This is a genomic window from Bradyrhizobium sp. 132 (assembly GCF_023074185.1).
GTDB lineage: Bacteria > Pseudomonadota > Alphaproteobacteria > Rhizobiales > Xanthobacteraceae > Bradyrhizobium.
In genome coordinates, this window is record NZ_JADPKY010000054.1 from 1 (window position 1) to 13,480 (window position 13,480).

Genomic DNA, 13,480 nt, shown 5'->3' on the forward strand with positions numbered 1-13,480 from the left:
AAGCTAACCCAGCGGCGCATCCCGCACGCCTATATCCTCGCATGGTCGTCCTGGCGCAGGGCTCATCAGGCCAACGCGCGCAAAGCCCACCTCAAAAAACTGCAACTGTAATGCTAGTTCGACTGTGAACATAAACATGAATCTATGTCGCGCGGTACTTGACCGAGCGGACACGTTGGCGGTTCAACTGTGAACATAAGGTGAGAAGTGTATCAAGTGCGAGACTTTTCAGCGCACCTGGCTGTTGGGGCTTCGCATTCTTGTGGGCTCGGATCGCAGCTCAAACTTCAAGCCGTCGCTGTTGACAAAGAACAGCGGGCCTGGCTGGACCGAGCCAAAAGCCGCTGCGGTGAGAGGTCCACCGAAGCAGGCTCCTGTATCGAGGTTGACGCGATTGGCTTGAACGTCGGGAGCACGCGTTTCCGTCGGCGTATGGCCATGCACTATAAGCGCGCCGTGCCACAGCCTTGAGGACAGAAACGGTTCACGTATCCACAACATGTCGTCTTTGGACTGGGCCTCCAAGGGAACGCCGGGTCTTACTCCGGCATGAACGAACAACCTGTGCTCGTCGCGAACTTGAAGAGGCAGCGCTCTCATCCATGCGAGGTGCTCCGCCGGGAGATCGGAGGGGTCATCTATGCCGTAAGCATCCAGCGTCTCTTCGCCGCCGTTCGCCCACCACTGAATGAGGTCGGCATCAGAGCGGCTCCGATCCGCGGCGAGGCAAAACATGTGGTCGTGATTCCCCAGGAGACAGCGGAAGCGCGACGGGGCGCTGGCCTGTTCTCGCATCAGGCAGGTAATCACTTCGTCGGAGGCGGGTCCTCTATCGACGTAGTCGCCCAGGAAGAGGAAATCGTGCTCGATCTCGCCCGCGGCCTTTCGGCAGGCGTCGAGCAGAGACCTAAGCTCCTCGAAGCATCCGTGGATGTCTCCAATCGCGAAGGTTAACGTTGACTTCGTCTGGAGGGGAAAGGCTTTCGTTGGCGTGACGTTCACCTAGAAGTCCGAGTCGTTTTGCCTGGCTCAGGGCGTCACGCAACGCAGGCGAGTCCAAAATGAAGCCGGGGAATGGACCATCTGTTATTTGAAGAGTTTGCCACCGTACCGGCCTGTTGGAGCTGGAATACTCCCGAGCGAAGGCGCACGCATCTGCTAAAGCATCGAGTGTGGCACGGCTCTCCTCGATGATATTTGAGCGCATTAAGTACCGTGGAGGTAACGCGAGGGGAGGAGGCCGAATGGCATTATCGATGAACCAGTCTCTCACCAAACTCACCTCAGCACAGGTCTTGCCGCATTCTTTTGCCGATCACGGATAGACTGAATCCATTGTTCCAGAGCCTTTACCTCATTAAGCAGATCATCAAGCGATACGGCCTCAGGGTTCAACGCCTGTGCCGAGGAATGGAGGTCTTCAGATAGCCTACCCTGGGCTGCCATTACAGACCCCACGTCGTCCTCGGTGAGAATGCCGAGCTTGAAGATCGAAGTCGGCTTTACCTTGTTGTCAAACCTTTCGAGTACCGGACGGACGTAGTCGGAAATCGCTTGCTCCCAAGCATCGCGCAGTTGACCGATAGTACCCTTACAGAAAGTAGTGCGCTGAGTATCGGTCAACTTGTCAAAGTTCGGCTTTGCCGATTTGAGCGAGGATCGCAGCGAATTGCACATCTCAAGGCCCGACTTGGCCTTATCCGGCAACTCGTTTTCGATGTAGCCAGGCTTATCTTGGCTACGCCTGACATTGCGAAAAGCGATGGGTCGGTTTGCTTTCTCTGCTTCACGACGAAGCTCGTACAGGAACACAAGGTCGTGCGTGAATACGATGACTTGGCGATGCTCCGCTTCCTCAACTAGCCGTGACGCAACCGCGCCTCTGTGAACGTGGTCAAGCGATGACATTGGGTCGTCGAAAACGATACCGGAATAACGCTGCGCCGTGACCAGTTCGGCAAGGAACGCGGCAAGCGCTACGCACCGATGCTCGCCTTCGCTGAATATCTCGCCGACCTTGGCGTTCGGATTCTCCACCAACGCAACGCGAAAATACGATACGGCCTGCCGATCTTTCTCCTTCCGAAGCTCAACTGGCATTCTGGACAGTTTGAGTTTTCCGATCTCGCGCGCAAATCGACCGCGCAGCGCGTCCGTCACCATGTGATCCGAAAGTTCCTTGTTCTTGTCGGTGATCGGCTTCTTGGCGGTCGCCTTCAGCGCGGTGTTTATCGACTCTATTTTCTTGAGGCGCGCTATGTGAGCCTTGATGTCCGGAAGCAGCGGTGCGAGCGCGGCGCGCTCCTTGAGTTCAAGGTATTCGGATTTCAGTCTCCTGTAGTCGTCGCTTTGTGTATCGGCGGAAAGATGCGAGGCGCGCGTTTTGAGATCGGCTGCCAAGGTCGTAAGCGCCTGGAGCGGATCAGCGCCAAGTGCCTTAGGTTCGCCATATGCCCTAAGCATCGCCCGAAGCCGCCAGAGCACCACGACAAAGGCCCGACGAACTTGCTGCGCAAGCAACGCATCGCCGATCTCGGTTGCGAGAAAGTTCCTGGATTTCAGAATATCGCCAACGCACAGCATCCGCCCTTTCAACTGTGTAAGCGTAGCGTCCAGCTTCGCGCGCGCCGCCACTTCGTCACCCTTCGTCGAGCTTTTTACAAAGGACTCGAATGTCTGTTGGCGTGCGATTGCGTCCGCGCTAAGGGGCTGCTGGCAAAGCACGCAAAGCGTATCCGGTTCGCCCGAAGGAAATGTCTTGCCGGGATAGGCTACGGCGTCCGCATAGGTGCGCGCGGCCTCCCATAGTTTCTGCCAGGCGGCTTGGCCTACTTCCGGCAACGGCGATGCGCCGAATAGCTGTTGCGAAGCTACCGATGCGGCTTCCACGGCATCGCTGTGGGTCTTTCGCAGCGTATTGATTTCGGCGAACGCCGCCGCATTCGTAGCACCGATAAGAGCTTGGAGGGCCGTCTGGATGCGCTCCACCTCACCACGTTGATTCTCAAGCCGCGCCACGGCGCGCTTCGGGTTTTGAGCGAAGTCGGTTTCCAACGTGGAGAGGCGAATGGTTTCCTGATCGCTAAACGTGGCGAGCTTGTCAAGCTGCGGAATGTTGGACTTTGCGCTTAACCCAAAGACATAGCTGCCAGCAGCCGTTTCTCTGCTCAACGAGGAGTTTGAAATCGCAAGCGGCACTTGATTTTTAAGCGTGGCAATCCTGGCGTCGAGTGCGGTTTTGATGCGGTCGGAAGTTTCCGCGAGCGCCTCCAGCAAACGCATTGGCCGGGGAATATAGGCTACTTCGTTGGTGCTTTCGACATGAATGCTTGCGCTTCGAGAGTCAAAAATACTGACCGATGGAAGGTCGCCGTGCGGTTCGCCGTCAGGCGTCCAATTGAATTGTTCAGTGTTCGCGCCCCGTGCAAAACATATCTCGGCAGACTGCGGCGTGTCGGTCTTGTCCTCCAAGTCCCTGTGGATTGCGAACTTCTCATCCCGCGACCGACATGCGTGTTTCAGGACACGGACATAGCCGGACTTTCCCGAGCCGTTATCGCCGTAAACCACCGTCAGCCCAGAAGGCTTAAAGGATAGCTCCTGCAGGCTGGCAAGCGCGTTGATGGCGGTGGGGTTCTTTATCGAAACAAGTGAAATCGGCTCCGCCGCGCTGGTTTCGGCCACAATATGCGATTGCGATATCGGCGTATGGGTGCGCGTGGGATCAAGGCAAAGCTCTGTAAGTTCCGCAATCGCCTGATCGTCGAGTGTTTCACCTGTGACCAGCCGACGAAGGGCGTCTCTTCGCCACGCAGGGCGTTTCTCAGCCCATGTTACGAGGTCTGTGAGCGCAGCCTTTTCGGTCAAAGGAGCGGGCGTCGTTACAGCGCTCATGTTGTTTCTACAATTCCCCTTTAAACGCTTTGTCGAGAATCGCGGGGAGCATGGCATCTAACTCTGTGGCAGACTCGGCTTGAAGTGCTCTCACCGCGTTGAGCTTGGATTGAAGGGCGTCGAGCTGGGAAACAATTTGGTCTTGTCGGTTACGCTCAGGTAGTGGAATGAGCATTCGCTTCACGCGGTCTGCTGATAGGGCTGGCTGAGCCGTGCCGGTCTCTGTAGACCGACTCGTTTTATAGTTAGCATGCAGCCACCAGTATACGTAGCGCGGCGAATGAATCGTCTTGGTTACATGTATGGCAGCGACATTCTGATTGGTCGCGGCAGCGCATTGAAGAATTGCGCACTGACCACGTGTCTTTCCTTGACCTATCATCGCTAGTAATACGGTTCCAGGAGGATAGATTTTCGCGTTGCTTTCCTTGAGGCCAAGATCAGTTATCTTTTCACGAGTGTCGATGATGTCGCGGAAGGCCACTTCCCCTGAGCTGACCCATGCATTCGACCCGCCCCAGTAGCTAGAATTTGCCCGAGACGGCGTGCCCCCGGTTGTCACGACAAATTCCGCACCAATCGCGGTGCTTGAGTTAGCGACAGCTTCGAATGTCGAGAAAAGCAGCTTCGTGTGGAGAGCCGTTAGCTCGTTGACTGCATGTATTCTTGCTTGTTGCGCCTCCTGCACTCGCTCCGCCAACTCCTCGATACGAGAGACGATGCGGCGTTGCTGGTCGAGTGGCGGAAGGGGAATTTCGTATCCGAGAACATCATCGGGGCGAATGGCAGCATAGTTTGTGGAGCCTTGCGCCTCGACTTGCTGACGAAAAGCGCGCGTCTTAACGAAAGCTTGCCATAATCATCGCGCAGGCGCGTTCCGCGCCCGATGATTTGCTTGAACTCGCTCATCGAACCCACGACGCGCGCCAAAACAACATTCTTGCAGGTTGGCGCATCCACGCCCGTGGTCAGCAATTGGGAGGATGTGAGGATAGTCGGCGTCTTGGTTTCGAGGTCTTGGAATTTCGACAAGTGGCCGCGCCCGATAACACCTTCATCGGCGGTGACGCGCGCCACATAGTCAGGATACTGCGCCCCAAGGTCGGCATTGAGATTGACCAGAGCCTCGCGCATTTCCGAAGCGTGTTCCTGATCGACGCAGAACACGATGGTTTTAGCGAAGCGATCCGTCTTTTTCAGGAAGTCGGTCAGATGGTGGGCGATGGCCTGTGTGCGCGCGCGCAAGGCGATGACCCGCTCAAAGTCCTTGGTCAGGTATTCGTCGTCGGGGATCGCGCGGCCAAAGCGGTCAACCTCGTCCTTGCTTGGCCGCCATCCGGCGGCGTCCCATTGGGTGACGACGCGATGCACGCGGTAGGGCGCGAGAAAACCGTCGTCGATTCCTTGGCGAAGGCTGTATTCGTAAATCGGGTTACCGAAATAGAGGTAGGTGTCCCGGTTGTCCTCGCGCAATGGCGTGGCCGTCATGCCAAGCTGATAGGCAGGTTTGAAATGCTCAAGGATGACGCGCCATGAACTGTCGTCCCGCGCGCTTCCACGGTGACATTCATCGACAATAATGAGGTCGAAGAAGTCAGGCGGGTAGTCGCGGAAAAGCCCGGTCCGGCGCTCATCCTCGGCCAGCGCCTGATAGATGGCAAAATACATTTCGCGGCTTTTGACGATCTCGCCGGATTCGATCTTGTGGCGGGCGTCGCCGAAGGGACTGAACGTCTTGTCCTTGGGGTCATCGACGAGGATGTTGCGATCCGCGAGAAAGAGAATGCGCGGCTTGCGATGCTCTCCGGTTCTGTTCCAGCGGCTTGACCAGAGCTTCCAGCAAATCTGAAAGGCAACGATGGTCTTGCCCGTGCCAGTCGCCATTGTGAGGAGCAAGCGTTGCTTTCCGGCAAGGATGGACTCGACCGTCCGGTTAATGGCGATTTGCTGATAGTACCGGGGCGGCTTGCCGCCGACCATGTTGTAAGGAGCGATCAGGTTATCCACGCGTTCGGGCGTGTTGATCCCGCTGCCCGCCTGATAGCGCTGCCAGAGGTCCTCTGGCTTTGGAAAATCCGCGACGCGCTTTTCCTGCCCCGTGAAGTAGTCGATTTCGATGATTTCAATGCCATTGGTGGCGTAGGCGTATTTGAGGCCGAGGATTTCCGCGTAGCTGCGCGCCTGTTGCACGGCATCGGTTGCGGACTTGTAGCTGGCCTTGGCCTCGACCACGGCAAGCGGAAAGTCTCGCGTGTAGCGCAGAAGATAGTCCACCCGTTTGGGCGGCTTGCGGACAAAACCTTTGCCCACGGGAATGACGCGCCCGTCCGTGACAGTGCGCTGTTCGGCGATGGAATGGGGTTCGCTATCCCACCCAGCCGATTGCAACTTTGGGACGACGAATTTTCGGCAAGTATCGGCCTCGTTCGTCATTTCGCATTCTTTCCGGCCGCGCGAATGTTATAGGCGCTCTCACCGCGTAGCCGGAACTCCTCGCCGACGAACGACTGCTCGGCAAAGGCCGATATGGCTCCCTCGATCTCGACGGCATTCATGCGTCCCCGTTGCCCCCTTGCTGCTCCTCAACCTTCCGTTTGATCCATCTTGCGATTTCCTGGCGCTCAAAGCGCCACGATCCGCCGACCTTGAAACCGGGAATCTTGCCAGCCGAGGCCAGCTTGTATGCAGTCTTCTCGTTGATCTTAAGAAGCTCAGCAACCTCACGGATTGTCAGAATGTCGTCGGCCATTCGGGAACTATATGGGTCGGTCCGGTCAATTCCTAGAGAAATTGAGCGAAAACAAGAGAAAGCAAGAGAAAGGAAGAGATAATAGGAGAAACCTGGGGTTCCTAAGCTCTATGCTCGGGGGTCAATCGGCCGTGCAGCAGCCGTCTTGGCCGCATGGTTTGAGATCGTGGAAATTTGCGGAGGGCAGGTTCGCTTGCCACACCTTGAGCTTGCACCAGGATGAGCCGTTAATCCCCTGACGTGAGGGCCGGGATGGTTGTTAGCGAGGACCCGACTAATCCTTGAAGATCGCCATACATGCCAGAAGTGTTGGTAATAACCCGCTGAATCGTCTTTTCGCGTTTTGCCCACCGCCGCTCGGTTGATCGACGCTCTTCTTGCAAATCTTCCTGCATGGTCACGAACGCTTCGACGATGGCGTCAACCCGGCTTCCTCGTTCGCCACGATAGCTCCCCTCGATCAACCTCAGTGAATCACATCGCTGTCGTTCGTGCAGAGTGGCACAATGCGCTTTTCGCGAACCAATTTGTCGCGCTTTATACACAGCGCATCCACAGAAGCCTGCGTCCGTGCCAGCAACAATTCCGCCGACGCAATACCAATGCCCAACGTTGAAGCGTAAAGACCTCGTTCTGCTGCCTACGAATTTGCAGGTGCAGCCTTTCGATCTCAGCGCAGATGAATTGAAGAGTCACAGCGTACTCAAATCATCCGGCACGTCGCCGAATTTTCTGATCACCTTGGCATCGCCGAAATCGCCGGTAGCAGGGTCACCAGTGCGGCTAAAGGCGACTGCAGACATGACCTTCTTTGCGCGATAACGCCTCAGCGCGCATTACAGCGGCATTTGGATTGAAACATTCCGTGGGTTCGCCAGCGGCAATGCCGTCATCGGCGGCGACGAACGGCAGCGCGACAAAATAGGTGACCTCAGCCATGGCCTGACTCCAACTGCTTGACCTGACCGGCGAATAATGTTCTCTATATGTTCTTTTGTCAATTGCGCGTTAAATACCTCCTCCCGAGTGGGTCGTCATGGCTGATCAGATCGTTATCACCGAGAAAACCAGCCAGGCCAAAGACGTCCGCGCCGCAATTGGTTCTCGCTACGGTGATGTTCTTCCAGCAGAGGGCCATTTGTTCGATCTACTCGAACCGGAGGACGTTGTTCCGGCCTGGAAGCGGTGGTCGCCGATACTTCTACGGCCTGAAGGTCTTTACGGAACGCGCCCGGCAGAGGGTGGCAACAAGGCCGCTAAGCTCAAGGCCATTCGCGAGGCGTTGCGCACTGCCAAGCGAGTTTGGCTCGCAACCGATTGCGACCGCGAGGGTCAGCTTATCGGTCAGGAAATTCTTGAGCATTACGAGTATGGCGGTCAGGTGATGCGGGTGCTGTTCACAGCGCAGGATTCGCAGACCATCCGCGACGCATTCGGTCGTGCAAAACCTAATACCGAATACTCCCGCCTATACGCCGCCGCCGTTGCGCGCCGACAGGCCGATCAAATTTACAACCTGTCACTCACACGCACTGCAACCGTCATCCTGGGACAAGGCGCGCGAAGAGTGATTGGAGTTGGTCGTGTAAAGACGCCGACATTAGCTATTGTATGCAAGCGCGAGTTGGAAATCCGGAACTTCGTGCCGATTGCCTATTTCGAAGTTGTCGCCAGCGCGGAAGTTGCGGGCGGGCAATTCCAGATGCGCCACGCGCCGCAGGACAGAATTGTTAAGCGCGAAATTGCCCAGGACGTAGTCAAAGCGGCTGAAGGCTTCGAGGGTGCGCTTGCCGTGCGCGTCGAGGATAAGCGGCAAGGGCCACCCAAGCTGCATGATTTGCCATCGTTGCAGAAACTCTGCGGCTCGCGCTTCGGCTGGTCAGCCAGTAAAACGCTCGAAGTGGCGCAGGAGCTGTATGACGGCCAGGGCAAGAAGATTGTCACCTATCCCCGTGCCGAAGTGCGCTATCTGCCGCAAAACTTGATGCCGGACGTACCGCGAATCATAGCCGGACTGCGGGTGGGCCAATCGTTCAGCACGATCCCTTTACCCGAGCCGCCGGTGATTCGTAGAGGTGCGAGCGGCACCTTCTACGACAAAGGGCTTGAGGGTGCGAGCCATCATGCCGTCATTCCCAATGTCAACACCATCGACAAACTGCCGGAGGTCTGGCCTCGTCTGTCGTCTGACGAGAGGAAACTCTTTGATGTCATCGCGCGTGCTTATCTGTCAGCGCTGATGCCTGACTTCCGCTACCGGCAGACAACCGCAACGCTCGATGTACGCGGCTTCGAATTCCGCGCCGCCGGTCGCCAGCCGGTTGATCTCGGCTGGCGAGCAGCATTTCCGGAGTGGCAGCCCGCCGACGAAAAGGGCGATGCGGCGCAATTGCTGCCGCCGCTGCGCAACGGCGAGACCGCGCGACTGCAAGATGCCAAAATTGAGAACAAGGAGACCCGGCCGCCGCCGCGTTACAACGAAGGCACGCTGATCGAGGCAATGCAGAATGCCTGGCGTTTCGTCGATGACGAGGTTCTGCGTGATCGCCTAAAGGAAGCGAAGGGTATTGGCACGCCTGCGACTCGGGCTGAGATCATCGGTGGGCTGAAGAAGCAGGGTTTCCTGATTGGCCAGGGAAAGAATATTGCGCCGACCGAGACTGGCCTGTCGTTGTTCGGCGTTCTCAAACAAGCAGATCCGGCGCTAGTCGATCCGGGCGTGACGGCGCAACTTGAGTGCCTGCTCGATGAGGTCGTTGTAGGCAAACAGGAGATGGTCGGCGCGATTGACGCCGTATGCAGTGTCGCCGAGCGCATTATTAGCAAGCTGAAGGAAGGGGCTACCGCAGGCGTGCCGTCTTTGCTTTGCAGCGCAGGGGACAACGGCACTGGAACGTATCCACCGACGCCTGCGATGAAGCGGTTTGCTGACAGCCTCGTCCGGCAAAAGGGAATAAAACCACCGCCTGGCTATAAGACATCGATATCGATCTGTCGCAAATTCCTTAGCGAAAACGCGCCTAAAAAGTCCGCAGTCGAGACGGCCGGTAAGCTCGATCCTAAGCCGGTCAGTCCTGCACAATTGTTGTACGCCAAGAAGCTGGCGCAGGGGAACGGACTAATCATACCCGATGATGCGAGGGTCAACTCGGCCGCAATGTCCGCATGGATCGATACAAATCGAGGTAAAAAACGCCGCAACGTTAATCGCAAAACCTCCAACAGGACGGTTGGGTCGGCGGCACATCCGGCTACGCCGCCAAAGAGGTCTCGCAAACGAAAAGTTGACGCCGATTCCTGTTTGGCGGTTTCTGTTTCACGCAATTCGAGCAGGACGCCACTGCGGATTCCGTATGGCAACAAGGAGATCGCTGTGAAGCTCGGTGCCCGTTATGGGTCCGATGGATGGTATGCTCCGCCTGGAGTTGATCTCTCTGCGTTCGGTGCACGGGGGTGGCTGTAATGCTTCGGTCTGTACAAAATGGGCTGTTCCTTTGGAATACAATGAAGGGCAAATCGACACGACAGGCATGCCCCTCAGATGTAATATTTGAACGGTTGACGATCTGCGCCTTTTGCTGATCCCATTGTCAAAACTTCGCCAACCATTTTCGCAAACCTCACGGTTACAGGTAGGCCGTCATTATAATTGCATGAGTTGTAATTGATTTTTGTGAGCCCCATTATATCGCTGAGAATTGTCGCCAGCAGTGGCATCTTCGCCTTACTTCTAAGAGCGGTAATGAACAGCGGATTTGGAGTTTCGGGCCCGATGTAGGTATCCAATTGCGGAATATAGCCGTTGGTCCAAAGATAGGCGCTTTTGTCGTCCAGGAGCATCGCAGTTCCGCGAAGAACCGGATAATCCCCATCACGAAATAATTTCGTTTCGCCAGACGTTGTACGAATACGAACGCCCACGACATTTGTCGTCGCGGGTGCAGCAGTTTCAAACGCCTTCCATTCTTCTTCGTTGAAATACGTTTGCCCGTGGATGAAGAGCTCTTGGGGGTCGCAGCCGTGCAGGTCTTTGTAGGTGCCTACCACTTTGTTGATGAGATCGGTAGCCGCCGTGGCGCTCAGGTGATAATCATAATCACCCTTCTTCCAAGGGCCATTTGCACCGCGAAACACGACGCCATCACCTTCGCTCAGAAACATTTGAGCCGCACAACAGCAGTGATCGGCCACGTTGCCGGGCAACGTTTTATAGACAAGACCGATATAGCAAACACCCGCACGGATGCCGGAAAGCTTCCAAGGCGGCTTCGGTTGGGACTTGTAATAAAGTCCGGTTGCCAAATTCCACGCGATTGTAGCGGCGTCTTGGGTGCGGCGAAGCGGGTAGCCCGCTTTGTTTTTAAACTCGTCGGGAGCAATCGTGGTTTCACGCACGATTTGCGTCGGGGATAAAGTTAAGTACTCGGCTTTCACCTGACGATGGAAATCTGGCGCGTCGTCGAAAACGTCTTCTTCCGTTAAAACCTCCTTCAAAAGCGGAAGGTCAGACCGGTTCTTCTTCCTCTTTTCGAAATCCCCAAACTCCAAATTCAAACCGGCTCTACGTGCGTTCGGCTTGCACCGATCAAAGATGATTTCTGGAACTACGAGAATCCATAGATCGACCGCTCGCTCGTCGTTCTCTCGGTGTTTCTTGGTTCGATCAGCATAGAGCTTTACGACCTTTTTGACCGCTTCGTGCAAATTGAGAATGCGCGTAGCGGCATCAATAACCTTCAAGTCGAGCGGATATGCTACGAACTCGGTTTCATTCAACGAAATCCCGAAGGCTTCTTCGAGGCCCGGGAAATTTGCCAAATGTAACCTGTCTTGCTTTTCAGTTTTGCCCGGCGGGGGAACGGGTATACCTTTCTTCAACAAGGCCGCCCATTTTCGAAAATAATTGATGCCCGCTGGCGTGCCTATCACACCGACGCGCACTTCCTTTGTTTTCTTGGCCTTCTCGTGCGGCCCGTAGAGAAAAAGGCCATCCTTCGGATGCGGCGTTGTCTGCTTGAAATTGAATTCAAGCAACGGCTCATTGAAATGTAGGACTTGAAGGGAACGCTCTGGGAAGTTCGTCACGTTTCATCCTCCGGCTCGGGTCTGCCGAGGGTCGAAAGATCGACTTCTTCATCCTCGTCTTGCATCGACTTTGGAAGGACTGTGCTGACGGGCGAAGAGAAAAGTAATGGCGCGGCCTCAACTCGGACCGTAGCCGCTTCCGCCAATTCAAGTGAAATAGACGAAGCCTCTCCTGAAAGAAGCTCCATGAATGCAAGAAGCCGACCGTGCCATTGCCGATTTCTCCACCCCTTGCAGACCGTGCGACGCAGCCGATGCTGCTTTTTTGCGTCGTCCATTGGGCTATCGGCCTCACCATCCACGACGGGCGCAAACAAAACGCGGGATTTCAGTTTGAAGTGGGGGTACGGCCAAAAGGACGGAATTGCAGAAACGCCAAATTGCCATACGTGGCCCTTGGCAATATTCCGAAGCATAGACGAACGCCGCTCACCCTGCGTTCCCCACGGAATTTTCTTTCCGACGGGGATTTGGTCTTTGCCAACATGAAACCCCACCCCCTTAGAGTATTGAAATCCGAGCAATCCCCGCTTCTGGCAAAACCGATCCCACGCCTGGCGCAGCATAGAGTGCACGACGTTTGATGCGTCTTGCCGTTTGATGTTAACGGCGGCGCATCCGTGTTCCACGAACTCCACGAGCGGAATTTGATGTTTTAGAACGAAGCGGCCAACGGCACCAAAAACAGCGGCCACTTCGTCTGACGTCTGAAAAGTTACAAAACCCTGCTGCATGAGCGCGACAGGAAACGGACTTGTTGGTGCGACATTTCCGAGCGCGTCACGATCAATAACCCCGCTCGGCTCGAAATAGTTGATAACGTCGGGCACTTCGGAAATTCGGAGCCAGTTCGAGGTCAAACGCTCCGGTTCGTCCTTCAGTGTAACGGCACCGAGGCGTCTATGGATTTCCCAACTTGGTTGGATGACACCGCCATCGTCTCGGCAGGGCACTTTTTGGCGTTTAAGGACATCCAGCAACTTGTCTAAACCTTCGGCCCATCCACGAACGAAATCGATATACTGCAGTCCACCAATTCCGAATAGCTTCCTATACGGTCTGATCCGCAGCGGAATGACAAATCGAGGGTCTTTAAGCTCCTTGACAAGGTCCAGGCCAATTTCGATTTCCTCCTGTACGCCACCGGCTGCGAGCGTCTCGTTGCTACAGCACAGAAGCATCTTGCACGATTGGTTTTGTAGGGTGGAGGTGATGATGTTGCGCCAACGGTCACCTGCTTCAAGCGTGCGGATATCGGCGAAAACTTTATACCCTGCCGCCTCCAGCTTTGGTGCAAGCCAAAGCGCGAACTCATCGTCGCCCGGCGTCGCTTTGCTGAGAAAGATAACGTCCCGCTCAACCGGCGCGCCGACAGACTGAGTTGATGGAGCAACGCGTTCTTCCACTATTCCCCCGGACCGATTCGGTTAGCTGCTATCGTACACGCAACTGAAGATTGCCATCTGGGGCGATTCACACAAGCATTTCCATTTGCCAATCATCTGCCGCAGAAGAAAGTAATGACGAGTTACGTCGTGCAAAAAATTTATGTAACTGTCTGATACTACTGAGATACCGGTATGGCTTGCAAAAGGTCAGCGCGTTAGCGGAGCGGCGCGGAGCAACAACACGGGAAATTAATTCCAGGTTGGGCTAAAGAGTCTCTAGCGTTTTCAACGGCGTCAGGCATTGTAAGTGCATCCCGTCCATGGGCATCATAAACTCAATGGTTAGCTCGGCTGACTTCCGTCG

10 protein-coding genes and 1 pseudogene are annotated in these 13,480 nt (G+C 55.7%); 1 reads left to right on the forward strand and 10 read right to left on the reverse strand.

Translation table 11 applies throughout. The features are described from left to right. Positions 1–228: 228 nt before the first annotated feature. The 8 genes and pseudogenes from IVA74_RS09300 to IVA74_RS09330 all read right to left on the reverse strand — a co-directional run bounded on the left by IVA74_RS09300 (position 229) and on the right by IVA74_RS09330 (position 7,582). A complete protein-coding gene (locus tag IVA74_RS09300) occupies positions 229–1,002 on the reverse strand; it encodes a metallophosphoesterase family protein (RefSeq protein WP_247341993.1) in 774 nt (257 codons plus the stop codon). 276 nt (positions 1,003–1,278) lie between these two features. Further along, positions 1,279–3,894 carry an AAA family ATPase gene (locus IVA74_RS09305; protein ID WP_247341996.1) on the reverse strand — a complete coding sequence of 872 codons (2,616 nt, stop codon included), beginning with the start codon at positions 3,892–3,894 and terminating at the stop codon, positions 1,279–1,281. 7 nt (positions 3,895–3,901) lie between these two features. Continuing rightward, positions 3,902–4,582 (reverse strand): restriction endonuclease subunit S, encoded by a 681-nt coding sequence (locus IVA74_RS09310; protein ID WP_247341998.1) that lies wholly within the window; start codon positions 4,580–4,582, stop codon positions 3,902–3,904. Then, complete coding sequence (locus IVA74_RS09315; protein ID WP_247342001.1) at positions 4,537–6,327, reverse strand: DEAD/DEAH box helicase family protein; 1,791 nt, start codon at positions 6,325–6,327, stop codon at positions 4,537–4,539. The genes IVA74_RS09310 and IVA74_RS09315 overlap by 46 nt, the downstream gene beginning before the upstream one ends. Further along, the gene (locus IVA74_RS40925; RefSeq protein WP_256467593.1) at positions 6,324–6,449 is read right to left on the reverse strand and encodes a hypothetical protein; all 126 of its coding nucleotides are present in this window, start codon (positions 6,447–6,449) and stop codon (positions 6,324–6,326) included. The genes IVA74_RS09315 and IVA74_RS40925 overlap by 4 nt, the downstream gene beginning before the upstream one ends. After that, positions 6,446–6,643, reverse strand: coding sequence for a helix-turn-helix domain-containing protein (locus tag IVA74_RS09320; protein ID WP_247342004.1), 198 nt, complete (start codon positions 6,641–6,643; stop codon positions 6,446–6,448). Before IVA74_RS09320 ends, IVA74_RS40925 begins: the two co-directional genes overlap by 4 nt. A 227-nt stretch (positions 6,644–6,870) precedes the next feature. Next, positions 6,871–7,188, reverse strand: coding sequence for a DUF2130 domain-containing protein (locus IVA74_RS09325; RefSeq protein WP_346730929.1), 318 nt, complete (start codon positions 7,186–7,188; stop codon positions 6,871–6,873). 147 nt (positions 7,189–7,335) lie between these two features. Beyond that, a pseudogene (locus tag IVA74_RS09330) lies at positions 7,336–7,582 on the reverse strand (hypothetical protein). A 97-nt stretch (positions 7,583–7,679) separates the two neighbouring features. Here IVA74_RS09330 and IVA74_RS09335 point away from each other — a divergent pair. Further along, positions 7,680–10,106, forward strand: a complete 2,427-nt coding sequence (locus IVA74_RS09335) for a DNA topoisomerase (RefSeq protein ID WP_247342008.1) — start codon at positions 7,680–7,682, stop codon at positions 10,104–10,106. Positions 10,107–10,180: 74 nt separating this feature from the next. Here the strand turns inward: IVA74_RS09335 and IVA74_RS09340 are convergent, their stop codons facing one another. Then, the gene (locus IVA74_RS09340; RefSeq protein ID WP_247342011.1) at positions 10,181–11,728 is read right to left on the reverse strand and encodes a hypothetical protein; all 1,548 of its coding nucleotides are present in this window, start codon (positions 11,726–11,728) and stop codon (positions 10,181–10,183) included. Further along, positions 11,725–13,134: a toll/interleukin-1 receptor domain-containing protein gene (locus IVA74_RS09345; RefSeq protein WP_247342014.1), complete on the reverse strand. Its 1,410-nt coding sequence runs from the start codon at positions 13,132–13,134 to the stop codon at positions 11,725–11,727. Before IVA74_RS09345 ends, IVA74_RS09340 begins: the two co-directional genes overlap by 4 nt. Between the last annotated feature and the right edge of the window lie 346 nt (positions 13,135–13,480).